The organism is Pseudoalteromonas sp. 23_GOM-1509m (assembly GCF_000518425.1).
Lineage (GTDB): Bacteria > Pseudomonadota > Gammaproteobacteria > Enterobacterales > Alteromonadaceae > Pseudoalteromonas > Pseudoalteromonas tetraodonis.
In genome coordinates, this window is record NZ_KI912432.1 from 480,812 (window position 1) to 506,450 (window position 25,639).

The window sequence follows — 25,639 nt, forward strand, 5'->3', positions numbered from 1 at the left end:
CATTATGAACACAGTACAATTACAAAAAATTCTGATTGCTAACCGTGGCGAAATTGCCTGTCGTATTATGCGCACCGCAAAGCAAATGGGCTTAACCACGGTTGCGGTGTATTCAGATGCAGATAAAAACGCGCAACATGTAAAAATGGCCGACGAAGCCTACCATATTGGTGCCGCCCCAAGTAAAGATTCATACCTAGTCGCAGATAAAATTTTGCAGGTTGCTAAAACCAGTGGCGCTGATTGCATTCATCCAGGCTACGGCTTTTTATCAGAAAACAGTGAATTTGCTAAAGCCTGTGAAGCAAATAACATTGCTTTTATTGGCCCACCAGCAACGAGTATTGAAGCAATGGGTTCAAAAACCCGTGCTAAAGAAATAATGGCCGCGGCAAACGTTCCTTTAGTACCTGGTTACTATGGTGATAAACAAGACCCTGTTTTTTTGCAATCTGAGGCTGAAAAAATTGGTTACCCTGTTCTTATCAAAGCGGCCTTTGGCGGTGGCGGTAAAGGGATGCGAGTGGTAGAAAAGCCGAAAGACTTTATAGCTGCACTTGAAGGCGCTCAACGTGAAGCCATTGCCGGTTTTGGTAACGATTTAGTGCTATTAGAGCGCTACGTTAATCAACCTCGCCATGTTGAAGTACAAGTATTTGCAGATAATCACGGTAACTGTGTTTATTTGGGTGATCGTGACTGTTCGTTGCAACGCCGACACCAAAAGGTGATTGAAGAAGCCCCTGCTCCAGGTTTATCTGACGCGCTGCGTAAAGAAATGGGCGAAGCGGCTGTTCGCTGTGCATTAGCCATTAATTACCGTGGTGCGGGTACTGTTGAGTTTTTACTTTGCGGTAATGAATTTTTCTTTATGGAAATGAACACTCGCCTGCAAGTAGAGCACCCAGTGACCGAAATGGTAACCGGCGTTGATTTAGTGAACTGGCAAATTAATATAGCGGGCGGGCAAACACTGCCGTTAAAGCAATCTGATATTCAACTGCAAGGCCATAGCTTTGAAGCGCGTATTTACGCCGAAGACCCTGCAAATGACTTTATTCCGTGCTCAGGCACCATTGAAGCGCTACATGTCCCCGTTAATAGTGAATTTGTTCGCATAGATACCGGGATTGCCCAAGGTGATGAAATAAGCCCCTACTACGACCCAATGATTGCAAAGTTAATTGTTCATGATGATAATCGCGAACAAGCGCTTTCTCGTTTGCAACAGGCGCTTGAGCAATTTCATTTAGCAGGCTTTAGTACCAATATTGGCTTTTTACATAACTTAGCTTGCCACGCAAGTTTTAAACAAGGCGCGCCAAGTACACACTTTATTGCTGAGCAAGGTGATTCACTCGCTGCAGTTGATGAGTCATTATTGCTATCAAGCCAGCTTATTGCCGCTTTTGCCTATTTAGAGTCGTTAAACACGCGCCAAGCACAAAACAATAGTGCCAGCCCTTGGCAACAACTGAGTGGGTTTACTTTAAATGCACCGCAGGCAATTAAAATCCCATTTGTAGATTTACCGCTAAGCGCTATCAAAACTGCGCAGGGTTACAATGTGACACACAGTACGGGCGTATACAGTGTTCAAGGGACGTTAAATTATGGTGAGTGCTGCGTATTTATTAACGGTGAAAAGCACAGCGCACATGTCAACATAACTGATAATGAAATTACTGTAATGAATAAAGCACTGCAAACTAAGTTTGAATGTGTTGATAAACATTATATTAGTTCACACGAAAATGACGCGCTGCCGCTCGCTGCGCCACTCAATGGCACGGTAGTAAAACATTTAATTGAATTAGGTAGCACTATCACCAAAGGTGATGCCGTTGTTATTATTGAAGCCATGAAAATGGAATATACACTTAATGCACCGCATGACGGCATATTACAGAGTTACTGCTTTGGTGAAGGTGAACTAGTTTCACACGGCGCACTGTTAGCCATTGTTGAAGATACGACTGTACAGGAAGGTGCTTAATGAGTGCCTTTGCAAACAAAGTTCGTATTGTTGAAGTGGGTGCACGTGATGGTTTACAAAATGAAAAAACCGTCAGCACTGAAGATAAAGTAACACTTATTAATGCCCTCGCCGCCGCGGGATTAAAAGACATAGAAGCTGGTGCGTTCGTATCCCCAAAATGGGTGCCACAAATGGCAGACTCAAGCGAAGTGATCAGTGCCCTTGATCTTCCAGAGATTAATTTAAGTGCCTTAACGCCAAATTTAAAAGGCGCACAAGCTGCGCATGCTGTTGGTATTAAAGAATTTGCTATATTTACGGCGGCCAGCGAAGCGTTTTGTCAAAAAAATATAAATTGTTCAATAGCGCAAAGTATTGATCGTTTTAGCGAGGTAATGACTTTTGCTAAAGCCAATAATATACGCGTTCGAGGCTATGTAAGCTGTGTTTTAGGCTGCCCTTATGAGGGAGACGTTGACCCTCAGGTTGTTTTAAACGTGGCACAAAAGTTATTAGCACTTGGCTGCTATGAAGTGAGCCTTGGCGATACTATTGGTGTCGGCACCGCAGGTAAAGTGACTGAGCTGCTTACATTGCTGCTCAAGCATATTGATAAAAGTAAGCTTGCAGTACATTTTCATGATACCTATGGACAGGCGCTCACAAATATTTACGCTGCCTTAAGCCTAGGTATTTCAACAGTTGACGCTGCCGTTGCTGGCCTTGGTGGCTGCCCTTACGCTAAGGGTGCGTCAGGAAATGTTGCCACCGAAGATGTTGTTTACTTACTGCAAGGGCTTGGCATTGAACATGGAATTGATTTAAAAAGGCTTGCACAAGCAGGTTGGCAAATTACTAATGCGCTTAATAAACAGCCTGTTAGTAAAGTTTCAGTGGCATTACACACACAATAATTGCAATAGCATAGAATGAGGAGTCACTCATGGCCGGTTTTGATAAAGTAGTTTCGAGTTACGAAGCTGCAATGGAAGGTTTAAAAGACGGCGATACTATCATCGCTGGTGGTTTTGGTTTATGCGGTATTCCCGAGGGATTAATAGCCCAAATTAAAAAAATGCAAACCAAAGAGTTAACGGTCGTATCGAACAATTGCGGCGTTGATGACTTTGGTTTAGGACTTTTATTACAAGACAAACAAATTAAAAAAGTGGTTGCCTCTTATGTGGGCGAAAATGCTCTTTTTGAGCAACAACTACTGAATGGCGAAATTGATGTAGAGCTAACACCGCAAGGGACTCTAGCAGAAAAAATGCGTGCTGGTGGTGCCGGTATTCCTGCTTTTTATACCGCCACGGGTTACGGTACGCCAGTAGCTGAGGGTAAAGAAGTAAAAGAATTTAATGGTCGCCCTTATATTTTAGAAGAGTCAATCACGGGTGAATTTGCCATTGTAAAAGCATGGAAAGCAGACCGTTACGGTAATTTAGTATTTCGCCATACCGCAATGAACTTTAACCCAATGGCCGCAACCGCAGGTAAAATTACCGTTGCCGAAGTGGAAGAGATTGTTGAACCCGGTGAGCTAGAGCCAAGTCAAATTCATACCCCTGGCATTTTTGTAAATCGCGTGATCAAGGGCAACTTTGAAAAACGCATTGAACGTGTTACCACACGAGATTAAGCAGGAGCACTTAAAATGGCATTATCACGTGAACAAGTCGCAATGCGCGTCGCTCAAGAGCTACAAGATGGCTACTATGTTAATTTAGGCATAGGTATTCCGACACTCGTCGCAAACTATGTACCCGATGGCATAGAAGTTATGCTACAGTCCGAAAATGGCCTATTAGGTATGGGTGAATACCCAACCAAAGACACTGTAGATGCAGATATGATCAACGCGGGTAAAGAAACCGTGACGGCAGCTACCGGTGCAGCTATATTTAATAGTGCAGATAGTTTTGCCATGATACGGGGTGGTCATGTAGACTTAACGGTTCTGGGCGCATTTGAGGTAGACCAAAACGGGTCTATAGCCTCATGGATGATCCCTAAAAAATTAATAAAAGGCATGGGCGGAGCAATGGATTTAGTTGCTGGTGCAAAAAACATTATTGTTACTATGACCCATGCCAGTAAACACGGCGATTCTAAATTATTAGAAAGCTGTACGTTACCGCTGACGGGCGTTAACTGTGTTAAAAAAATAGTAACCGATTTAGCCGTATTAGAAGTTAAAGACGGCGCATTTCATTTGCTAGAACGCGCACCAGGCGTATCAGTTGATGAAATTATTAGTAAAACGGCAGGTAAATTGCTTGTTGACGGTGATATTCCTGAGATGGTGTTTTAAACTACTCACAATTTCACCCTGTACCGACCTCATTCCCAGTGCCAATGGCGCTGAGTTACCCAAAATCCCTCGCAAGAGGGATTTTTTTTGCCTTTATTTTAGTTTTTGCACTATAGTGAGAATTTAACGCACCACTTAGGTGAATTCGCCCTAATAAAAAAATTAAATAACTGATATAGTTAACTTTTATTTTTGGTTTAATAATTGCCTGTAATAAGGTGATTGAAATAACTTTATATTGGATACCATGCAAACACCTATTCGCGGCCTTCGCTCTTTTTGTTTTGCCGCAAAAAGCTTAAGTTTTAAACATGCCGCCAAAGAGCTGTATTTAACGCCATCGGCGGTCAGCCATCAAATAAAGCAGCTAGAAGAGCAGCTGGGCATTGATTTATTTCAAAGGCAAACCCGTTCCATAAGCTTAACGCCAGCTGGAAAAAACTTTTTTGAAGCGATTTACCCCATTATAAATATGCTGGAAAGCACCATTACCGAATTTAGTCAGTTACAACAAAATGTAAATTTAACCATTACCCTGCCCGAGTTTTTTGCCAGTGAATTGCTAATGCCAAAACTGAGTGAGTGGACGAGTGAGCATCCTAATATTAATTTACACATGGACACCCTTAAAACGCGCAAAGAGCTGACTCGCCAAAGTGATTTATCAATCATTTTATCTTCAAGTAAACCGCTTGATGGGCTGGCTACTGAGTTATTTAATTTAGAATATATTCCAGCGTGTAATAAAAAGCTGCTCGATCAGTGGCAAAACGATCACTGCCAGGCGCTCAATCAAGTGCCGCTTATTGTTCATAAAGCACGGCCTTGGGCATGGCATCAATGGGCTGAAAAAGTCGGTATTGATGACTTTTCCCCTGCACAAATTATTCAAATAGATAGTATGTTTGGCGTTGCACGCGCTGCACAGCAAGGTATGGGCATCGCGCTTATTCCTTTACCAATAAGTCAAAGCTGGCTGGATGAGCAATGGCTTTACAAACTGTTTGAGCAACCACTAACAACAAAAGACAAATATTATTTAGTTCAGCATGGCTCAAGTACCGCTAATCACCCTCTCGATTTGTTTGCGAAATGGGTGATTACCACCTTTAGGCAAACTAAATAGCACATTCAATTAAGCGCTCCTTGTTGAGCGCTTTTTAGCTAATTTTAAAGTGTGCAACTTTTATTTTTAAAATCCCCCCTACCGAAAAACAAAAAAGCGCTTATTTATCAGCGCTTTATTTATTGAAAAAATCTAGAACCCCATAAGTTAGTTTTTTTCACTTATTAGTTTTGTTTTTATCGCTTGTCGAAATTGAGTAAAAGCTCTAAAGTTAACTCAACCAAACGGCAACACGCTAAAAAATATAAAGCGTGTTACCAAAATCAGATTTCATTAGTTTGTAACAACGAGCTAGTAAAAAAGAATCTTTATTGTGTGTGAAGATGTTGTCAGTGTAAAAAACAGCTCAAGTTCGGTGGTGACTTAGCTTGAGTTGTTTTTATTTTTACCCTTACACCCGCCAATAAACTTAAGAATCTTTATTGTGTGTGAAGATGTTGTCAGTGTAAAAAACAACTCAAGTCCGGTGGTGACTGAGCTTGGGTTGTTTTTATTTTCATTCTCATCAACAACAATAAGCCAGAGTTAGTTTTGTACTAATACAACCCCCCGAATCTTTATTGTGTGTGAAGATGTTGTCAATTGAAATGCAGCGACTGTTAAGTATCTACTTAATCATCGCTGCTTTTTTTTGCTTAAAATTTACTGTTTTCTGGCTACAAATTCTAAAACAGTCGCATTAATACAATATCTATCTTGCCCTCTAGGCCCCTCACCCGGAAATAAATGCCCTAAGTGAATACCGGTACTTTTAGACTTAAGCTCAATGCGCTGCATTCCCCAGCTATTATCTTCATGTTGGGTTACACTGTCTTTTATTGGGTGGGTAAATGAAAGCCAACCGGTGCCTGAGTTAAATCTATCGCGGGTATCAAATAATGGCTCACCGCTTAGTTTATCAATAAAGATGCCATCGGGCGTGTTTTTAAAAATAGCATATTCTTTGCAGTAAGGGCTGTCGGTTTTAGCATTAAAAGCCACCTTATAAGCTTCACTGTTGCCAAGCTTAAACGCACCTAATGCTTTATAAAATTGCTCTGGGTTCATGTAGCCTTGGCGAGAATAGACCTCAACCCCATTTTCTAAAAATAATATGGTAGGTGTAGCCCATGTCGCCGATTTAATCGTTAACCCATCAAGCTGATCAGCATGGCGGAAAGTCATTGGAATTGTGCCTTTATAATCATTGGCAACGGCCGCTTTAAACTTTTCGCAGTAAGGGCAATAACTTTGCGAGTCTAAAATGACAATCTGTTTGCCATTTAATAATGCAGTATTATCTACCTTAGGTTTATCACTTTGGGTAAATACAACACCGGTTGAATGATCAGGGCAATAGCCGTTTGGATTTTTTTCAAGGTAATTTTGATGATACTCTTCAGCCGAATAAAAGCGCTCAAGTGGCTTTATTTGCGTCACTATTTTTCCATAATCGGCTTTACTTAATAATTGCTGATACTCACTCGTGACCGCTTTTGCGATGCTCGCTTGCTGATCGGTAGTGGTTAAAATAATAGAGCGATATTGCGTGCCTACATCATTACCTTGACGATTCTTTTGCGTTGGATCGTGGCTCTCATAGTAATTTTGCAACAGCTCTCTTGCTGAAATAATATTACTATTAAAGGTAACCTGCACCACTTCGGCGTAATTATCTTCATCAAAGCGACGGGATAACTTAGTGATATTTCTATAGGTTGGCTTAAACCCCCGGCCATCGGCGTAACCCGATTCAGCGTCTAACACACCATTAAGTGCCTCGTAGCGTTTTTCTGCACCCCAAAAACAGCCCGAACCCAGCACTATTTTTTCAACATGCATGGTTGCATCTAAATCAGTTGGTTTGATTATTTCATCTGACGATATAGCACTCATTGCACTTAGTAAGCCTAAAATGGCAAACGCCGATAGTATTACCCGCTTAAACATACGATGACCTCTTAGTTTTAGTTACCCTAAAGCAGACCTTTAAACGCAAGAATAAATTTCACACGCAATAAAACTTTACGAAGACGGGAATTTAATCGATCCGAGTTTGTCTATTAATATCGTAATAGCACAACGACTGTGATAGCTTAAATACAAACAATATTAATAAGTTATCTGTATGAGCACTTTGCCAAGTATAAAAATATTAACAAATTCTAGTCTGCTTTTTGATGTTTCTCACTACAGCGAACAACACATACTAGCGACGCAAAAAAAACTCTGGGCGCTGTCACAGTATTGTAAAAACACCAATGAGTTTATAGATTTAGTCCCCGGAATGAACTCATTAACCTTGTATTTAAAATCAGCCAGTAATTTACATCAATGGCAAAACACCTTAACCAAACTATGGGATGAGGTTGATGATTACGCCTTTGAAAGTCAGCATCATAAAATAGACACCTATTACCAAGGTGAAGATTTAAACTATGTGGCTAATTATCACAAGCTAACAATAGATGAGGTAATTAATTTACACAGTAAAGAAATTTACCATGTGTTGTTTTTAGGTTTTGTGCCCGGTTTTCCTTATTTACATGGGCTCAATTCTCAACTGTTTACCCCAAGGCGTGATAACCCACGAGTCAGTGTTCCTAAAGGCGCGATTGCGATTGGGGCAGACCAAACAGGCATTTATCCTGAAAACTCACCTGGTGGCTGGCATATTATTGCTCATACTGATGCCTGTTTATTTGATGCAACCGCCTCAAACCCTTGTTTATTTAAACCCGGTGACACCCTTGAATTTGTGCCTGTTAAAAGGAGTAAACAATGATTAAAGTAATCAAACCCGGTATACAGCTTACAATCCAAGATTTAGGCCGTGTGGGTTTTCGTCATTTAGGGGTTAGCCGCTCGGGTAGCTTAGACGCCTATGCGCACATTATTGCCAATCGCTTAGTAAATAATCACGATAACGATGCCGTACTTGAACTCACCGTTGGGTTATGTGAATTGCAATTTGAGTGCGATACCGTCATTGCTCTGCATGGAGCCGACTTAAACGCTAAACTTGACGCTCAAGCCGTTTACCCCGGGTGGAGTTATCCGGTAAAAGCAAAACAAACACTTAAATTTGATACAGGACGCGGTGGCTCCAGAGCTTACATTGCCGTAAAAGGTGGAATTGAATGCCCTGAAGTTATGGGTTCTAAATCAACCGACTTAGGGGCAGCCATTGGTGGTTTTAATGGCCGAGCATTACAAAGCGACGATATTATAAAAATAACCCCATATACTCAGCCTTGGCTATGCAATAAAGGTGCATTAACACCGCCTAAACGAAAAGTTATTCGGCTACATCAAGGCCCACATCATGAACTACTTACACCTGAGTGTATAAACGCTTTCTGTACCACCTCATTTACTATTAACCCGAATAGTAATCGAATGGGAGTACGCTTAGATCATAATAATAGCCAAATAATGCAACACTCGCTCTCACTGCACTCACTCGCGGTAGCACCGGGAAGCGTGCAACTCCCACCTGATGGCAACCCAATTGTGCTGTTAAATGATGCACAAACAACGGGGGGCTACCCATTGATAGGCCATGTAATAGAGGCGGATTTACATCAGTTTGCTCAGTTTAGAACCGCCGATTCTATTACTTTTGATTTTGTAACGCTTGAACAAGCAACCGCGGCAAAAAGTAAACTCGATGCGCATCTATCTCAGCTTAAACTGAGTTTAAATCGCTATTGGGCTAATTAACATAATACGATAACGCTGTTTTCTTAATGATTATATTTGCACCCACTTGGTGCAAATATAAATTTACATCAGCATGAAACGCTAACCCCTGCCGGTTTTAAATCAAAAATTGTACAATCCGTTGCTATCATACTATTAATCTCACCATATTGGTGCACCAGCAACTTGTTTGGTGCATAAATTATTCTTATTAATTTAAAAAAGCCGTGTGACTTAGTTATTTATTTCTGATAAAACAAGGTTAGTCTTTAGCAAACTCGCTATCGTAGGCACTTAATAGGAATGAGGAAAAATTATGTGTTCAATTTTTGGTGTACTCGATATTAAATCGGATCCCAGCCAGTTACGCACTCAGGCAATCGAAATGTCTAAACTGTTACGTCATCGTGGGCCAGATTGGTCTGGTGTGTATTCATCTGATAAAGCAATTTTAGTGCATGAGCGCTTAGCCATTGTTGGCGTATCAAGCGGTGCTCAACCCCTTTACAACCCAGAAAAAACCCATATTTTAGCGGTTAATGGCGAAATTTATAACCACAAAGAGCTGGCCGCTAACTTAGAGGTCGACTTTGATTTTCAAACCCAGTCAGATTGTGAAGTGATTTTAGCCCTGTATAAACAAAAAGGGCCGGCATTTTTAGATGACTTAAATGGTATTTTTGCTTTTTGTTTATATGACGAAGAGCAAGACGCGTACTTAATTGGTCGCGATCACATTGGTATTATTCCACTGTACACAGGTCACGATGAGCACGGTAACTTTTATGTAGCGTCAGAGCTCAAAGCGCTCTCACCTATTTGTAAGTACATTGAAGAGTTTCCGCCGGGGCATTACCTGTACAGCAAAGACGGCAAATTAACCCCTTACTATCAACGTGATTGGCAACGCTTCGACGCTGTTAAAAACAACGATGCCAAAGCAGAAGATGTAAAAGATGCATTGGAAGCGGCGGTTAAGCGCCAGCTTATGTGTGACGTACCCTATGGCGTATTGCTATCGGGTGGCTTAGATTCATCGGTTATTTCCGCTATTACCCAGCGCTTTGCTGCAAAACGTATTGAAGATAACGATGAAAGCGATGCTTGGTGGCCTAAACTGCATTCCTTTTCGGTGGGTTTAGAAGGCTCCCCCGATTTAGCCGCAGCGCAAAAAGTAGCTGATATGATTGGAACAATTCACCACCCTATTATCTTTACTATTCAACAAGGTATTGATGCACTTAAAGAAGTGATTTACCACATTGAAACTTACGATGTAACCACCATTCGTGCATCAACCCCAATGTACTTAATGGCCCGTCAAATTAAAGCCATGGGTATAAAAATGGTGCTCTCAGGTGAAGGTGCAGATGAATTATTTGGCGGTTATTTATATTTTCATAAAGCACCAAATGCACAAGAGTTTCATGAAGAGCTGAACCGTAAAGTTTCAAAGCTCCATATGTTTGACTGTTTACGTGCCAATAAATCAATGGCGGCTTGGGGTGTTGAAGCACGCGTACCATTTTTAGATAAAGAGTTTGTTGATGTGGCAATGCGCATTAACCCTGAAGCTAAAATGTGTAAAGACGGCAAAATTGAAAAACACATTTTACGTGCAGGCTTTGACGGCTACCTCCCAGATGAAGTGTTATGGCGTCAAAAAGAGCAATTCTCTGATGGCGTTGGCTACAGCTGGATAGATACCTTAAAAGAATTTGTTAATGAGCAAGTAACGGATCAAGAATTGGCGAATGCCAAATTTAAATACCCAATTAACACGCCAGACTCTAAAGAAGCGTATTTTTACCGCAGTATTTTTGAGTCGCACTTCCCAGGCGATGCCTCGGCTAAGTGTGTACCACATGGTAAATCAGTTGCGTGTTCAACCCCAGAAGCACTCGCATGGGATGCATCATTTCAAAATAATGCCGACCCATCAGGGCGCGCCGCGGGCGTTCATAACGAAGCGTACAAATGAAAATTTAACCATCCTAAGCTGCAGTGTTAAAGCTGCAGCTTTTTTTGGTGTCTTTGTGCGTAATTTTCTTAAAATGCTTATTGCACTGAGAGAAGTGAATGAGAAGAAAATGAGAAAGTAAAAGCCATTCTGCCTCATCATTTTTGTTTAATTATGTGGCTTTGTTACTTCTCTAAAAGCGCAGCGTCTCTTTACCCTCTTCGTGAGTTAAGCTGTTAAGACTCAAAATAAATGAGAAAGCAAATTAGTTTAAACTACAAAATAAGTATGCCACCTTTTTATAAAAACTACTTTAACATCGCTATTTTCATTGCTGATTCTATTAACCTCCCCTTGGCTAAAAATCCAAAGCTATAAAAATGTAATTAAAAAGTCATAAAAAAGCCCATTTAACAAATTACTCTTAGTTTTAAAAATCAGAGTACGCTTTTAGCGTATCCAATTAAGTGATTTATCTGTTTATACGCCCTATTAATATGAATATTCATTAACTTAGCTTTTGCATTCATTGCTATTTACTACTATAAAATAAAGTGCTAACGCGTTAGTTTTCATTTTCTTAGCGACCAGACATGTACAATAAAAAGACAAAGTCAGCTCAAAATTTTAGCAAAGTGTTAATTCTTTCGTATTTAATATTTAACTCCCCTAGCAGTAAAGGTATGATGGGCAATTAAATTAGTTAGTCTTCTAATTATTCGTGTTGTTAGCTTTGGCAAAGAATCTAATAAGACGAATACAGTGAACTATAAAAAACTGGCATTAAGCCAGCCTGTTTCATTAACCAATGAGGTATTGCATGAGCGAGAATCATGACAAGTACAGTATTGACAATACGGACTACACCGTAGGTCAAGACAACGTGCAAAAATGGGGGTTTGATATACATAACCCTGTATTCGGAATAAGTGCAGGGTTAATAGCGCTGTTTTTAATTGCCGTATTAGTATCTGATGCCGAAGTTGCTAAAACAACGCTAGATGGTATTAAAACCGATATTATTAATAATTTTGACGGCCTGTTTATGTGGGCTGCTAACTTCTTTGTTATTTTTTGTTTAGTTTTAATTTTTTCGCCTTACGGCAATATCCGTTTAGGCGGCGACGATGCTAAACCATCTCACTCTCGTATTTCTTGGCTGGCAATGTTATTTGCAGCAGGTATGGGTATTGGCTTAATGTTTTGGGGAGTTGCTGAACCGGTGGCTTATTACACCGGCTGGTATGAAACACCGCTTAATGTGGCTGCCAACACCCCAGAAGCAGCAAAGCTTGCAATGGGCGCAACTATGTTCCACTGGGGTCTTCATCCTTGGGCCATTTATGCGGTTGTCGCGCTTTCTTTAGCGTTTTTCACATACAATAAAGGCTTACCGCTTTCTATACGCTCAATTTTTTACCCTATTTTAGGTGATAAAGCATGGGGCTGGCCGGGGCATATAATCGATATTTTAGCTGTGCTTGCGACCTTATTTGGTTTGGCAACATCTTTAGGATTAGGTGCTCAACAAGCTTCAGCGGGTATTAACCACGTTTTTGGCCTTGAAGGTGGCGTAGGTTCACAAATTCTGGTTATTACAGGGGTGACGTTATTAGCCATTGTCTCAGTTATTCGAGGCATTGATGGTGGCGTTAAGCTACTAAGTAACGTCAATATGCTTATTGCTTTAGTGCTACTGGTATTTGTATGTTTAGTTGGTTTTGCTGTATCTATGGGTAATATACCAAACACAGTAATGGGCTATGTAGAAAACATTATTCCGTTAAGTAACCCACATGGTCGTGAAGATGAAACATGGATGCATGGATGGACAGTATTTTATTGGGCTTGGTGGATTTCGTGGTCACCGTTTGTAGGTATGTTTATTGCCCGTGTTTCACGTGGTCGTACAATTCGTGAGTTTTTAACCGCTGTACTACTTATTCCTACAGCAGTCACTATCTTATGGATGTCTATTTATGGCGGCATCGCAATTGACCAAGTAGTTAATGGAATTGGTGCCCTAGGAACTGACGGTTTAACAAGTGTGCCTATGGCGATGTTTCAAATGCTTGATGAAATGCCAATGGCGAACGTTTTATCTTTCATTGCTATTGTTTTAGTACTGGTATTCTTTATTACTTCTTCTGATTCAGGGTCACTTGTAATCGATTCAATCACAGCAGGTGGTAAGATTGATGCGCCGGTACCACAGCGTATTTTTTGGGCGTCTGTTGAGGGTGCTATTGCTGCTGCATTACTTTGGATTGGTGGCACTCAAGCGATTGAAGCACTGCAAGCGGGGGCTATATCAACCGGTCTGCCATTTACCATTGTATTGTTATTGATGTGTGTAAGCTTAATTTTAGGTTTACGAACTGAGCCTCGCCCAGTTAAATAACACAACACATTCCATAATAAAAAAGCCGCAAATTGCGGCTTTTTTTGTGCTCTATTTTTAACAGTAATGCTTCAATAGCTAAAGCCAAATTTCACTCACTGGCGTGTCTGATCTATAGTGGTAACTCAGCTGCGCTTGCAGCAGCTCGGCAGTGGCTAGTGCATCAGTAAGCGCATTATGGTTTTGATACAGTGGCAATGAATAACGCTCCCGTGTATCACTTAACCTAAGTGATCCTAGCTTTGAATTAAACAGCCTGCCTAATAACCCCTGCCGCGCTTTAAGCGCCCGCCTTTCTATTTCCATCGTATCAACTAGTGCAAACTCAATGCCCTCTTTTATACGCATAAGTAGCGCGTTATAAAAAAAATGACGTTCTATTGCAGCATAATGTACCACCACCACTTTGCCTTTAAGGGCATCAAGCAGTGGCGCTAAAATTCGATTAAGATCAGGGGCTTCATCCACTTCTGAATGAGTAATTCCATGAATAACGATTGACTCTTCACTTAAATCTCGTCGTGGTTGCACCACCCAGTGACGGCTCTCTTTACAATAAATACGATTTACATTAAAAGGCACCAGCCCCACACTAACAATATCATCGCTATTCGCATCAAGGCCGGTTGTTTCAAAGTCGAGCGCCACAAAAGGGACATCTTTAAGTGGAGCAGCCTGATTGGTAAACGCTTGTTGATAAAAGTCTTTAAGTAACGGGTTTTGCGCAGTTTGCAATAACTGCTCGTAGCGCTGTGACCAATCTAACGGTGATTTAGCCATAACTTATTTCACACCCGGGTGCGCAGAATAGCTAAATTTTAAAAAGCTTTGCGCTTTTTCTAAAATAGCAAAGGCTTCTTTTAAATTACTTTGCTCAAAGGGTGAAAGTAAATGGGGGTCTAGATCGTTATCTGGGGCTTCACCCTGCTCTATTTGCCACGCCTGATGACGAATACGTACTGTGGCAATATACTCAAACGCATCACGTAAATCTTGTGCTTTACCTTTAGGCAGTAAATTTGCCTCTATAATATCTTCTAAGCGCTCAAAGGAGTTTTGTTTACGTGAGCCAACCGCTAAGGCGTGCACGCGCACCACATCAGATAGCGGCGCCGTACCACGGCGTTTTAAGTTCATTGACCGCTTATGCTGGCCATTATGCTCAAGCACAAAACCGTTAAAGAATCCTAGTGGCGGCGTTCTATTGCGGGCATTGGCAGCAAGGTTCGCTAAAAAGCGTTTGTTTACTTTGCTTTCTTTGGCCACCAGCGTTTTAAGCTCATCGGCCCATTTTAGCTTGCCCCATACACCATCTAAGTCAAAAAATATCGAACTATTAAGCAGTGCTTGCGGTTTCGGCTCGGCCATCCAACTAGCAAATTTTTCTTTCCATTGTGTACGGGTCATACGCCATTTTTTAAACGACGCCATAATTTCACCGTCACAATAGGTATAGCCACATTTAGCTAAACCATCACACACAAAATCTGATAGGTTTTGAAAATACTCATCGTGCAGTGCCTCATCAAAACTATTATCCAAAATGAGAGCATTATCTTGATCAGTCACAATTAGCTGCTCGTCGCGGGCCATTGAGCCTAAGGCTATAAAACAATAAGGAATAGGCGGCTCGCCAAATTTTTCTTCGGCCAGTGCTAACAAACGCTGTTTAAAGGTACGGCCTATGACCGCCATAGCGGTTCCTATCATATGCGAATTTGCATCTTCATTAACCATACGTACAAATACATTAGGTAATTGGCGCGCGTAATGAACTAAGTCATCAACTGATTGCTGCGCTAAAATACCGCGTACTAACAGTAAGCTACTTTGTGATTCATAACGTAAAATGTCAGACAGCGATATTACCCCAATAGGCCGTTTTTTATGTACCACAGGTAAATGATGTAAGTTATCTCTTAGCATGGCTAATACGGCTTCAAACACATAGGCGTTGCTATCAAGTAGTACTAAGCTTGATGTCATTACTTCTTTGGCGGGTGTATCATATGTTAACCCTTGGGCAACCACCTTAGTGCGAATATCTCTGTCGGTTATGATCCCAACAACTTGACCGTCGTCTTCTTCTGGGTCGTCGCTTATTTGTTTTTCTATGTCGGTAACTAACACTGAAGAGACCGATTCTTGCGTCATTAAAAATGCGACGTCTTGAATAGCAGTTTGCATTGTTACTGTGACCACATCACGGTGTAATAATGACTTCACTTTCGCGGTGGTTAAATCATTGCTGTCGGCTTGCTCTACAATGGCTTGGTGCAAACGTACGTTACCATCCACTTCGAAAAAATCGGCAAAGGTTTCGTATTTATCACAGTATTCGTTGAAGGTATTAACATTAATACAATAGGTTAAGGTGTCTTCTAGGGCACGAGCCGGAAAGCGCACTTTGCGGTTCATCAATAGGCCCATTTGGCCAAAAATGCCGCCTGTGGCTAAACGATTATAGAGCTCGCCATTACGACGTGAAATTTCAACCGAGCCACTACGAATAATATATAAGTCACTAATATCTTGGCCTAAATGTAAAATATCAGTTTGCGCACGAAAATAAGCAACTTCAATTTGCATTGCTAGTTCGTTTAGTGCCTCGCTCTCAAGCGTATCAAAGGGGGGGTGTTCAACTAAAAATTGGGCTATTTCAACTTGCTCGGCCTGCATGGGTGATCCTTGTGGCTTTAATCTAGTTGAATTGTGGGCTTAATTGGCTATTTTTTCAAAGAAAAATAGCCAATTAGCGTAATTAGTTAGTCAAGTTGCTCCAGCTCTTGGGCTAATTGCTTTGACTCATCACCACGAGGACTGGTAAAGCGGGCTAATCCTAAATAAATCACCGGTGTTAAGTAAAGCGTAAACAATACCGCTAACGCAAGTCCACCAAATACCACCCAACCAATGGCATTACGTGCTTCTGCTCCGGCACCTGTTGACATAATTAGGGGTAACGCACCGAGTAAGGTCGATATTAAGGTCATGGTGATTGGTCTTAAACGTACCAATGTAGCTTGTTCAACCGCTTTTCGAACACTCAGCCCCTGATCTCTTAATTGATCTGCAAACTCGACCAATAAAATTGCATTTTTAGCGATTAACCCAATTAACATCACTAGGCCTATTTGCGAGTAAATATTCAGTGAGGTACCGGTTAAATACAGCGCTAGAATGGCCGATGTAATCCCAAATGGTACAGTGATCATTACCACGATTGCACTGTTAACATTTTCAAATTGCGCCGCAAGTACTAAAAACACAATTAAAAATGCCAATACGTAGGTCATTAATACTTCGTTGGAGGTTTCTTCAAATGTCAGTGCTTCCCCTTTAAATGCAAGAGTAATACCTGCTGGTAATGATTGCTCAGACACTTGCTTTATTTGTTCCACTAAGGTGGCAATTGTTAAGCCCTCAGGCAACTCCATACTGAGCTCTATGGCACGGCGCTGAGCATGACGCTCAAGCTCGGCAGCAACCCCTTCCTCTGAAATGTTAGCGACACTACTGAGCGGCACCAATTGATTATTACGGGCTCTAATAAACAAGTTTGCTAAATCACTTGGGTCGTTAATAGTTTGATTTTGTGCCTGTAGCATAATAGGAATAGATTGATCGCCAATGTTTAAATCAGCGATATCGTCACCATTAATAGCGGCTCTTAACGTAATTGCGATATCACTTAAAGACACGCCAAGTTCTTCTGCGCGTCGTCTGTCAATATTAACACGCAATTGCGGCTGCGATGGCTGATACGATACTCTTACCGGCGCAACTTCTGGCACGGCTTTTTCAAGATCAGCTGAGAACTGCTGTGCAGCCTTAAATATTTCAAGGTAATCTTGTCCCAGTAAAGCGATTTCTATGCCGCCACCTTGGCCACGTAAATTTAAGCTATTTGCTCCACCAGGGTAAGCTGGTGCACCAGGGATGTTGCCTAAAGGCTCGCGAATTTTATTAATAATTTCTTGTTGGCTAAAGTTACGTTCATCCCAATGCTTTAATGGCACAGTAATAAACACAATATTGGGATCCCATTGCCCAACCACAGTGTAAATAGACTCAATTTCACCACTTTCAACGAAAGGCAATAAGGTATCTTCCATTTTAATGGCTTGTCTATCCATAAAATTTAAGCCTACGCCATCAGGTCCGCGGGCAAATATTCTAATTTTACCGCGGTCTTCAGTAGGGAGCAGTTCGTTGTCTAAACTCATATACAAAGCACCCGAACCGCCTGCAACTAATAAACAAACAATAAAGGTAACCCACGCATGATCCAGTACTTTATGAATTGTTTTGGTATAAATATTGGCAAGCACGTTACCAAATTTCGCAAAGGGATGAAAACCACCTTGCTTAAGCTTTAGTTTAGAGGTGAGCGCCGGCACTAACGATAACGCAACAAAGCTAGATATAATTACCGCACCAGCTAGTACGCCACCAAACTCCCTAAATAAACGCCCTGCTGTAGAGGGTAAAAATGCGATGGGTACAAACACAGCCGCTAATACTGCAGTGGTGGCAATAACGGCAAAAAATACTTCACGGGTACCAACAACCGCTGCGGCACGCCTTCCAAGGCCTAACCCTCGCTGGCGTTGAATATTTTCACTCACTACAATTGCATCATCAACAATTAATCCTGTCGCTAATACCAGTGCTAATAAGGTTAAAATATTAATTGAAAACCCAAGTGCCCATATCAGTGCTAATGAACCTATAAGCGCAACAGGAATGGCAAATGCTGGGACTAATGTTGCACGCCATGAACCAATAAACACCCACAAGGTGATGATCACTAGCAGTACCGTTAGAACCAATGAGTTAATCACTTCATCTACTGAGCTTCTAATAAACTGCGCGTCATCTGATGTTAGCGTAAACTCCATCTCAGGAAAGCGCTCACGCATCCCCTCTATAAGGTTGAGTACTTCATCAGAAATTTCGATAGTGTTGGACTGTGCTTGGCGAATAATTTCCATACCAATAACAGGTTTACCATTAAGTCTTACCATAGAGCGCGGATCCGCAGGACCAAAGTACACGGCAGCAATATCGCTAATACGAGTATCGCCCTGAATTATAATGTCGCCCACCTGTGCGGGGGTAACAGACGTTGCATCAGCGCGCACTATTATTTGCTGATCGTTTGATTTTAAACTCCCTGCAGGCACATCAAAGGGGGCTTGCCTGAGTACATCGGCGACATCTGGAATCGTTAAATTAAAACTGCTGAGCTTTAATGGATCAATGCGAACCCTGAGCACACGTTCTCTATCGCCGTTTAATCGTACGTCGGCAACGCCAGGAATAGTTAAAAACTGCGGCGCTAAGTCAACATCAACCCGCTCTGTTAATGCCTCTAACGATAAACTTTCGCTTGATACTGTTAATGAAACCACCGCTTCAGCGTCGTTATCAGCCTTAATAATAGAAACGCGCTCTACCTCTTCAGGGAGCTCTCTTTGCACTCGAGCAACGGACTCACGCGTTTCATTCGCAGCGTCGTCAAGGTTAACACCCGGTCTAAATTCAACCACAATACGTGAATTACCTTCTTCACTTTGCGCACGAATCGATTTAACACCGCTCACACGGGCCACGGCACCTTCAAGTTTACTGGTAACTTCGGTATCAACGGTTTCAGGTGAACCACCAGGGAACGAGGCTGATACGGTAATACGGGGTCTGTCTACATCTGGAAGCTCTCGAACTTCTACGCCTGCTATGGCGGCAATTCCGGCAATAATAATCAGTAAATTCAGAACCACAATAAGCACTGGACGGCGAATAGCCATTGATGGCAAGTCTTGCATCATAGGTTGCTGTTTCATGGCTACTCCTGCGTATTAGCGATTGGCGCTGAAAAGCTTAGCTCTTGGTTCGCACGTAAACGTTGTACGCCCTCTACCACTAAGTTATCTTGTTCTTTTAAAGCCCCCGAAACTAATAAACGACCAGCAAGTCGTTGTTCAATTTTCACATCAATTCGAGTGGCTTTTTTATCAACACTTGTCCAAACGTAAGGGCCTGTGGCTCCCCACAGTAATGCCGCTTCAGGTACAGCAGCAAAACGTTGCCCTTCTACTTCAATATGAACACGAAAACTCATGCCAGGTAAGAACTTTTGCTGCGGGTTTTCAAGCTGCGCTTTTACACGTAAGGTGCGGGTTTGTGGGTCTATTCGTGAATCTAGATAAGCAATTTTTGCGTTTACAGCATTTTGTGACTGCCAAGGGAATACTTTTACATTGCCTTTATTGCGCAGCATATAAACGGCCGATTCTGGGGCGTTAAAATTTATATATAAAGCACGCGTATCATCAATACTTGCAATCGCCGTTTGGGGAGTAATTCTGTCACCCACTTCAACGTCGGTAAGTCCCATAGTGCCGTTAAAAGGCGCACGAACTTGGCGGTCTTCAAATTCTGTTTCTGCTTGGGTAAGAGTCACTTTTGCTAATTCAACAACTGTTTTTGCATCATCCACATCACTTTGTGGCACAGCCCCTTTTGCTTGGCTTTGCTTTAAACGTGCGAGGGTTCTTTGGGTGTCAGCAAGTTTTATTTTTGCCTCTTCAAGTGCCGCTTTTTGTCTGCGTGAATCAAGTTCAAGTAACACATCACCGGCCTTTACGCTATCACCCGGTTTAAAATGCACCGCCGTTACTTTATCGCCCACAGCCGGATATAAAATAACCGAATGAATTGCTTCGGCGTTACCGACAGCCTGAACTTGCTCTTTAGCACGTTCCATCGCTACCTGCTCCACCACGACATTGGCACTCTTTACAGATAAACTTAACGACATTAAAGAAAAAAACACGCTGGTAAAAAGAATTCGCGATTTCAAAGGATCACCCTAATTAATTATTATTTGCATTATGTTACGCAGTTTAACAGCTCTATGATCAATAAATAGCTAAGTACGACAAATTAGCAAAACAATAAGCTGAAATTAAGCATGCTAGCCACTCTACATATTTTTACAGCAGCATACAAAATCCACACATATTTAAATTACATTTATAACTATGATTTAGCTCATCAATATTTTTAATAAAGGCAACATTTATGAAAAAGAGTTTAATTATGGTGATCTTGCTATCAGGCTGTGCATCACCAGGGATTGATCGGGCAGATCAAAATCAAGTTGTTAAACGTTATTATGCGTCTGTTGAATCAATACAAAAAGTAACACTCTCCTCAGAAGTGGGAACTGGAATAGCTGCTGGTGCGGGGTTTGGCTTTGTAGATAGCTTAGATGGCAATAAAGAAGAAATGATTGGCGGCGCCATTGTTGGTGGATTAGTCGGTGGATTATTTACTGCTTTATTTGAAGGGGGCAACACCGCGTATCAGTATAATCTATATGCTGCTGATGAAGGTAAATTTACCGTTATTCAAAAGAAAAAGCTCGATAAAAACACAAAATGTGTGCTCGTCAATGCTGCCAACAAGGTCACGCTCTCTACTACAGATACAAGCAATTGTGAAAAGAGTTTAAAATAAAAAACCTCAGTTGAAACTGAGGTTTTTATTAATAACGTACAAACAAAAAGTACCGCTTATTTATTTCGCTGTGCGTCTTTTTGCGCTTTTTTAGCTTCTTTACGTTGTTGTAAAACAGCTTGTGCTTCGTTACCAATGTGGCCTTCACCGCGCGCTTGAGCAAGCTCTATTTGCTTTTGGCGCTCTGCAAAGCGAGCGCGTTGTTCATCGGTTACATTGTCAATACAGTGGTGACACGACACCCCTTCCATGTATTCTGGCTTTTGCTTTTCTTCTTCTGTGATAGGCATGCGACATGCGTGACATTGATCGTATGAGCCTTTTTGTAAATCATGATTTACTGCTACACGGTTATCAAATACAAAACACTCGCCTTCCCACATGGTTTCTTCTTTTGGCACTTCTTCTAGGTATTTTAATATGCCGCCTTCAAGGTGATATACCTCATCAAAACCTTGCTCTTTCATATAGGCTGTTGATTTTTCACAGCGAATACCACCAGTACAAAACATGGCTACTTTTTTATGTTTTGATGGGTCTAGGTTTTCTTTGGCCCACTGAGGAAATTCACGGAACGTTTTAGTGTTTGGGTCTACTGCGTTTTGAAACGTACCAATTTCAATTTCGTAATCATTACGGGTATCAACAAGGATCACCTCTGGATCAGAAATAAGGGCATTCCACTCATGTGGCTTAACATAACTGCCCACTACTTTTAATGGGTCTACGCCTTCAACACCCATAGTCACAATTTCTTTTTTCAGCTTAACTTTTGTGCGATAAAACGGGCATTCGTCATCAAATGATTCTTTGGTAACAATGTTGTCTAAATTTGGTTGGGTGTCTAACCACGCAAGTAAATTATCTATGCCTTCACGTTTTGCAGAGACAGTACCGTTAATCCCCTCTGCGGCAATTAATAAAGTGCCTCGTACTTCGTTTTGCTCCATTACATTAAGTAAAGGTTGGCGAAGTGCTTCAAAATCCGGCAGAGAAACAAATTTATACAGAGCGCATACAACAAAGTGTTCGCTGGTTACATTATCTTTATGGACAGCAGTCATGGTATTCCTATTTTGCTTTTAAAACCCGCAAAGGGCGTTTACCGAATCGTAAATCCGGCGCATATGGGGCGCGTATTTTACGCTTTTTTTATTTAAATGCAAAAAAATGGATGATAATGCGCTTTTTACTGTTAGCGCAGTAGCTCAGTGGGCTATAATGCGCGGATAAATTTATACAGACTTGCTCATATTGGAGAAACATACATTGCACTTTACTGATCTTGGGATTGATACTCGCCTAGAAACACAATTAGCGCACCAAGGGATCACCCAGCCTACCGATATTCAAGCTCATGCTGTGCCAACGGCACTGGCGGGACATGACATTTTCGCTCAGTCAAAAACTGGGTCAGGCAAAACTTTAGCGTTTTTATTACCGGCTGTGCAGCGTGTAATGAAACAAAAAGCACTCAGTAAACGTGATCCTCGTGTACTTATTGTTGCTCCAACTCGTGAGCTTGCGACCCAAGTTTTTACTCAACTTCGATTACTTATTGCCGGTACCAACATAAAGGCCGTTAAAATCCTCGGTGGCGAAAATTTTAACGACCAAATTAAAGCACTGCGTAACGACCCTCACTTTGTGGTCGCCACACCAGGGCGTTTAGCCGATCATTTAAAGCAACGTTCATTACAATTAAGTGGCCTAGAGTTACTTATATTTGATGAAGCTGACCGTATTTTAGATTTAGGTTTTACCGATCAACTTAAATTAATTAATGAACTGGCCGATCATCGTCTTCGTCAAACTTTGTTGTTTTCGGCGACATTAGATCATGCTCAAGTTGATGCGTTATCGCGTAATTTATTAAAAAAACCAAAACAAATTATGCTCAGTGCAGCCAATGAGCAACACAGTGATATTAAACAAACATTGTACTTAGCTGACCATCTTGATCATAAAGAAGCACTGCTTGAGCACTTTTTAAATCAAGATAACGTTGGCCAGTGCATTATATTTACTGCTACACGAGCTGATACCAGCCGTTTAAGTGAATCATTAAATAGTAAAGGCTTTAAATCTGTCGCATTAGCTGGGGATTTAACTCAAAGTAAGCGCCTTGATATTATGGATGCGTTTAGCCGTGAAAACTTTAAAATATTAATTACTACAGATGTTGCTTCGCGCGGTTTAGATTTACTCAGTGTTACCCATGTTATTAACTTTGATTTACCAAAACACGCAGAAGAATACGTTCATCGTATTGGTAGAACTGGTCGTGCTGGTTTTAAAGGTAACGCATTATCACTTGTGGGCCCTAAAGATTGGGCAAGTTACTTGGCAATAAAATCATTTTTAAATGATGAATTATCGTTTGCTGCTGTTGAGGGTTTAAAAGCGAAATTTAAAGGTATTAAAGAGAAAAAAGTAGCGCCAATTAAACCGACTAAAAAAGCAGTGACCGCGAATAAGCCACAGCCAAAACGAAAAGCAAAACCGAAAAAGCCAGCGGCCCCAATTAAAGCACCTCTTAATATTGATGGTGATACCCCGATGCGTCGTAAAAAAAAGCCTGAGCAGGAATAATTATGAGTTACCTAGGAACCACCCAAACCCTTTTTGTTAAAGAAGTCAGCAACGAAGGTGCCTATTTAGATGGGCACGACTTAGGTGAAGTTTTTTTACCTAAACATGAAATAAAACATGAGCTTGAAGCCGGCGATAGCATCAGTGTATTCACATTTTTAGATAATGCAAACCTGCCAACAGCCACAACTAAAAAGCCGCATGCTCAAGTGGGTGAATATGCCCTACTGCGTGTGAAAGAAATAAACAGCATAGGCGCGTTTTTAGATTGGGGCTTAGAAAAAGACGTACTCGCACCGTTTAATGAACAAAAACCACGTATGCAAGAAGGCTACTCATATTTAGTGCGTTTATATCTTGATAACGCCAGTCAGCGTATTTGTGCCTCAACTAACTTTAACCGTTTTTTATCAAAAGATGAGCCTCAGTATAGTCACTTACAAGAAGTTGACTTAATTGTTGCAGGCAAAACTGATATTGGTTACAAGGTGCTTATTGAAGAATCCCATTTTGGCGTCGTGTTTTACAACATGGTGTTTAAAAACCTGTTTGTTGGTCAAAAGCTAAAAGGATTTATTCAAAAAGTACGTGAAGACGGAAAAATTGACGTCATACTTGAAAAACCAGGCATGGGTAAAGTAAGCGAGCTTGGTGAAAAAATAATGGAAAAACTAAAGGATGAGGGTGGCATATTAGCCATAGGCGATAAGTCTGATCCTGAATTAATTAAAAAAGTGTTTTCGACCAGCAAAGCAAATTACAAAAAAGCCATTGGCGGTTTATTTAAACAAGGCTTAATTGATATTGAAGCTAAGTCTATTCGTTTAAAATAATTAAATAAAAAGCCACTTAAGTTTTAAACCTAAGTGGCTTTTTAGTATCTGAAATTTATAACCTAATATTTTTATAAGGTAAGGTACAGCGAGAATATTCATTTGAGTATTCAATTAATTCTTTTTTAGAATCTAGATTTAACGGCGCTAGCCTAAAAACTTTTTCTGTACACTCATTTTGCATTTCATCATGTGTCGCAACACAGTCTCTGCTGCTAACATCTATTCCTGCTAACACACCTTCATTGGTGTAACACAGATGCTGGGCATAATTTTGAGCAATTTTTTTAAACTTGAATAAATCAACGGGGTAACCAGATACCAAGTCAGTAACGTTTGAAACATCATCATACATTTTAGTTGAAAAAACATATTTATTAACAGCAAAGCCACTAATGATAATTACAACTAAAAATATTATTATACGCAAAGCAAATCCCTCACTGCACACCCATAATTTAAATGTAGCACAAAGAAAAGCAGTTGTAAGGAACTACACTCAATTATGCTAATTTTTAATTTAAGCTATTGATTCATTTACATCATTTAGTACTTTTACAGGGTTTTGTGCCTGAGTGATCGGACGCCCAATCACTAAATAGTCACTACCCGCTTCAATCGCTTCTTTAGGTGTCATAATACGTTTTTGATCGCCTGCATCACTTCCCGCTGGGCGAATACCTGGCGTAACTAATTTAAACTCTTTCCCTAAAGCAGCCTTTAAACTTTTCGCTTCTTGCGCGGAACAAACAACACCGTCAAGTCCTGCTTGCTTTGTTAATTTAGCTAAATGCATAACTTGCTCTTGGGGTGATTTAGTTATACCTAAACGCTCAAGTTCAGCTTCGTCCATGCTGGTTAATACAGTTACCGCAATCAGTAATGGCGCTTTATCGCCAAACTGCTCGAGTGCTTGTTTAGCTTTATGCATCATTTCATAACCGCCCGATGCATGTACATTGACCATCCATACACCCATTTTAGCCGCAGCTGTCACCGCTTTAGCAACGGTGTTTGGAATATCGTGAAACTTTAAATCTAAAAATACATCAAAACCTAAATCGACCAATTCTTTAACAAATGCAGGACCAAAATAAGTAAACATTTCTTTGCCCACTTTTAATCGACAGGTATCTGGTGATAACTGTTTTACAAATGCTAAAGCAGTTTGCTGATCATCATAATCAAGCGCGATAAGAATTTTTTTTGATTTTTCGAAAGACATAACTA

Annotated in this window: 20 protein-coding genes; 12 read left to right on the top strand and 8 right to left on the bottom strand. The window is 41.0% G+C overall.

The window, feature by feature from the left end:
- The first annotated feature begins 4 nt into the window (after positions 1-4).
- The 5 genes from N523_RS0112825 (at position 5) to N523_RS0112850 (ending at position 5,418) form a co-directional block, all read left to right on the top strand.
- Positions 5-1,996, top strand: a complete 1,992-nt coding sequence (locus tag N523_RS0112825; RefSeq protein ID WP_028835268.1) for an acetyl/propionyl/methylcrotonyl-CoA carboxylase subunit alpha — start codon at positions 5-7, stop codon at positions 1,994-1,996.
- Positions 1,996-2,892, top strand: a complete 897-nt coding sequence (locus tag N523_RS0112830; protein ID WP_013464897.1) for a hydroxymethylglutaryl-CoA lyase — start codon at positions 1,996-1,998, stop codon at positions 2,890-2,892. Before N523_RS0112825 ends, N523_RS0112830 begins: the two co-directional genes overlap by 1 nt.
- A gap of 29 nt (positions 2,893-2,921) precedes the next feature.
- Positions 2,922-3,620 (top strand): CoA transferase subunit A, encoded by a 699-nt coding sequence (locus N523_RS0112835; protein ID WP_013464896.1) that lies wholly within the window; start codon positions 2,922-2,924, stop codon positions 3,618-3,620.
- Between the two features lie 15 nt (positions 3,621-3,635).
- Positions 3,636-4,292 (top strand): 3-oxoacid CoA-transferase subunit B, encoded by a 657-nt coding sequence (locus tag N523_RS0112840; protein ID WP_013464895.1) that lies wholly within the window; start codon positions 3,636-3,638, stop codon positions 4,290-4,292.
- A 247-nt stretch (positions 4,293-4,539) separates the two neighbouring features.
- On the top strand, positions 4,540-5,418 hold the full coding sequence (locus tag N523_RS0112850) for a LysR family transcriptional regulator (protein WP_028835269.1): 879 nt from the start codon (positions 4,540-4,542) through the stop codon (positions 5,416-5,418).
- Positions 5,419-6,060: 642 nt separating this feature from the next.
- On the opposite strand, the gene msrA is transcribed toward N523_RS0112850, so the two are convergent.
- Positions 6,061-7,347, bottom strand: a complete 1,287-nt coding sequence (gene msrA / locus N523_RS0112855; RefSeq protein ID WP_028835270.1) for a peptide-methionine (S)-S-oxide reductase MsrA — start codon at positions 7,345-7,347, stop codon at positions 6,061-6,063.
- 178 nt (positions 7,348-7,525) lie between these two features.
- On the opposite strand from msrA, the gene pxpB reads away from it, so the two are divergent.
- The 4 genes from pxpB (at position 7,526) to N523_RS0112875 (ending at position 13,460) form a co-directional block, all read left to right on the top strand.
- The gene (gene pxpB, locus N523_RS0112860; protein WP_013464891.1) at positions 7,526-8,182 is read left to right on the top strand and encodes a 5-oxoprolinase subunit PxpB; all 657 of its coding nucleotides are present in this window, start codon (positions 7,526-7,528) and stop codon (positions 8,180-8,182) included.
- Positions 8,179-9,120 (top strand): biotin-dependent carboxyltransferase family protein, encoded by a 942-nt coding sequence (locus N523_RS0112865; RefSeq protein ID WP_028835271.1) that lies wholly within the window; start codon positions 8,179-8,181, stop codon positions 9,118-9,120. The genes pxpB and N523_RS0112865 overlap by 4 nt, the downstream gene beginning before the upstream one ends.
- Before the next feature lie 295 nt (positions 9,121-9,415).
- Positions 9,416-11,080 (top strand): asparagine synthase B, encoded by a 1,665-nt coding sequence (gene asnB / locus N523_RS0112870; protein WP_028835272.1) that lies wholly within the window; start codon positions 9,416-9,418, stop codon positions 11,078-11,080.
- A gap of 799 nt (positions 11,081-11,879) precedes the next feature.
- Complete coding sequence (locus tag N523_RS0112875; protein ID WP_013464887.1) at positions 11,880-13,460, top strand: BCCT family transporter; 1,581 nt, start codon at positions 11,880-11,882, stop codon at positions 13,458-13,460.
- 78 nt (positions 13,461-13,538) lie between these two features.
- On the opposite strand, the gene N523_RS0112880 is transcribed toward N523_RS0112875, so the two are convergent.
- The 4 genes from N523_RS0112880 to N523_RS0112895 form a co-directional block, all read right to left on the bottom strand.
- The gene (locus N523_RS0112880) at positions 13,539-14,240 is read right to left on the bottom strand and encodes a 3'-5' exonuclease (RefSeq protein WP_013464886.1); all 702 of its coding nucleotides are present in this window, start codon (positions 14,238-14,240) and stop codon (positions 13,539-13,541) included.
- Between the two features lie 3 nt (positions 14,241-14,243).
- Positions 14,244-16,139 carry a putative nucleotidyltransferase substrate binding domain-containing protein gene (locus tag N523_RS0112885; RefSeq protein WP_016899937.1) on the bottom strand — a complete coding sequence of 632 codons (1,896 nt, stop codon included), beginning with the start codon at positions 16,137-16,139 and terminating at the stop codon, positions 14,244-14,246.
- A gap of 86 nt (positions 16,140-16,225) precedes the next feature.
- Positions 16,226-19,306, bottom strand: a complete 3,081-nt coding sequence (locus tag N523_RS0112890; protein WP_028835273.1) for an efflux RND transporter permease subunit — start codon at positions 19,304-19,306, stop codon at positions 16,226-16,228.
- Between the two features lie 2 nt (positions 19,307-19,308).
- Positions 19,309-20,325, bottom strand: coding sequence for an efflux RND transporter periplasmic adaptor subunit (locus N523_RS0112895; protein ID WP_016899935.1), 1,017 nt, complete (start codon positions 20,323-20,325; stop codon positions 19,309-19,311).
- Positions 20,326-20,546: 221 nt separating this feature from the next.
- Here N523_RS0112895 and N523_RS0112900 point away from each other — a divergent pair, with 221 nt between their 5' ends.
- Positions 20,547-20,984 carry a hypothetical protein gene (locus tag N523_RS0112900; protein ID WP_028835274.1) on the top strand — a complete coding sequence of 146 codons (438 nt, stop codon included), beginning with the start codon at positions 20,547-20,549 and terminating at the stop codon, positions 20,982-20,984.
- Between the two features lie 56 nt (positions 20,985-21,040).
- Here N523_RS0112900 and trhO read toward each other — a convergent pair whose 3' ends face one another.
- Complete coding sequence (gene trhO / locus N523_RS0112905) at positions 21,041-22,048, bottom strand: oxygen-dependent tRNA uridine(34) hydroxylase TrhO (RefSeq protein WP_028835275.1); 1,008 nt, start codon at positions 22,046-22,048, stop codon at positions 21,041-21,043.
- Positions 22,049-22,253: 205 nt separating this feature from the next.
- Between trhO and N523_RS0112910 the strand changes: the two genes are divergently transcribed.
- Together N523_RS0112910 and N523_RS0112915 are read left to right on the top strand one after the other, a co-directional pair.
- Positions 22,254-23,576, top strand: a complete 1,323-nt coding sequence (locus N523_RS0112910; protein WP_028835276.1) for a DEAD/DEAH box helicase — start codon at positions 22,254-22,256, stop codon at positions 23,574-23,576.
- A gap of 2 nt (positions 23,577-23,578) precedes the next feature.
- The gene (locus tag N523_RS0112915) at positions 23,579-24,409 is read left to right on the top strand and encodes a CvfB family protein (protein WP_008114734.1); all 831 of its coding nucleotides are present in this window, start codon (positions 23,579-23,581) and stop codon (positions 24,407-24,409) included.
- Between the two features lie 55 nt (positions 24,410-24,464).
- Here N523_RS0112915 and N523_RS0112920 read toward each other — a convergent pair whose 3' ends face one another.
- Positions 24,465-24,839 (bottom strand): hypothetical protein, encoded by a 375-nt coding sequence (locus tag N523_RS0112920; protein ID WP_016899933.1) that lies wholly within the window; start codon positions 24,837-24,839, stop codon positions 24,465-24,467.
- A gap of 90 nt (positions 24,840-24,929) precedes the next feature.
- Positions 24,930-25,634: an orotidine-5'-phosphate decarboxylase gene (pyrF, locus tag N523_RS0112925; RefSeq protein WP_028835277.1), complete on the bottom strand. Its 705-nt coding sequence runs from the start codon at positions 25,632-25,634 to the stop codon at positions 24,930-24,932.
- Positions 25,635-25,639 lie beyond the last annotated feature (5 nt).

What these genes read in the sequence shown, in the direction of transcription:
- trhO (WP_028835275.1), bottom strand. Translation starts at nt 22,048, where the DNA reads ATGACTGCTGTCCATAAAGATAATGTAACCAGCGAACACTTTGTTGTA.
- N523_RS0112885 (WP_016899937.1), bottom strand. Translation starts at nt 16,139, where the DNA reads ATGCAGGCCGAGCAAGTTGAAATAGCCCAATTTTTAGTTGAACACCCC.
- N523_RS0112825 (WP_028835268.1), top strand. Translation starts at nt 5, where the DNA reads ATGAACACAGTACAATTACAAAAAATTCTGATTGCTAACCGTGGCGAA.
- N523_RS0112840 (WP_013464895.1), top strand. Translation starts at nt 3,636, where the DNA reads ATGGCATTATCACGTGAACAAGTCGCAATGCGCGTCGCTCAAGAGCTA.
- pyrF (WP_028835277.1), bottom strand. Translation starts at nt 25,634, where the DNA reads ATGTCTTTCGAAAAATCAAAAAAAATTCTTATCGCGCTTGATTATGAT.
- N523_RS0112915 (WP_008114734.1), top strand. Translation starts at nt 23,579, where the DNA reads ATGAGTTACCTAGGAACCACCCAAACCCTTTTTGTTAAAGAAGTCAGC.
- N523_RS0112875 (WP_013464887.1), top strand. Translation starts at nt 11,880, where the DNA reads ATGAGCGAGAATCATGACAAGTACAGTATTGACAATACGGACTACACC.
- N523_RS0112865 (WP_028835271.1), top strand. Translation starts at nt 8,179, where the DNA reads ATGATTAAAGTAATCAAACCCGGTATACAGCTTACAATCCAAGATTTA.
- asnB (WP_028835272.1), top strand. Translation starts at nt 9,416, where the DNA reads ATGTGTTCAATTTTTGGTGTACTCGATATTAAATCGGATCCCAGCCAG.
- N523_RS0112890 (WP_028835273.1), bottom strand. Translation starts at nt 19,306, where the DNA reads ATGAAACAGCAACCTATGATGCAAGACTTGCCATCAATGGCTATTCGC.
- N523_RS0112880 (WP_013464886.1), bottom strand. Translation starts at nt 14,240, where the DNA reads ATGGCTAAATCACCGTTAGATTGGTCACAGCGCTACGAGCAGTTATTG.
- pxpB (WP_013464891.1), top strand. Translation starts at nt 7,526, where the DNA reads ATGAGCACTTTGCCAAGTATAAAAATATTAACAAATTCTAGTCTGCTT.
- N523_RS0112830 (WP_013464897.1), top strand. Translation starts at nt 1,996, where the DNA reads ATGAGTGCCTTTGCAAACAAAGTTCGTATTGTTGAAGTGGGTGCACGT.
- N523_RS0112850 (WP_028835269.1), top strand. Translation starts at nt 4,540, where the DNA reads ATGCAAACACCTATTCGCGGCCTTCGCTCTTTTTGTTTTGCCGCAAAA.
- N523_RS0112900 (WP_028835274.1), top strand. Translation starts at nt 20,547, where the DNA reads ATGAAAAAGAGTTTAATTATGGTGATCTTGCTATCAGGCTGTGCATCA.
- N523_RS0112835 (WP_013464896.1), top strand. Translation starts at nt 2,922, where the DNA reads ATGGCCGGTTTTGATAAAGTAGTTTCGAGTTACGAAGCTGCAATGGAA.
- msrA (WP_028835270.1), bottom strand. Translation starts at nt 7,347, where the DNA reads ATGTTTAAGCGGGTAATACTATCGGCGTTTGCCATTTTAGGCTTACTA.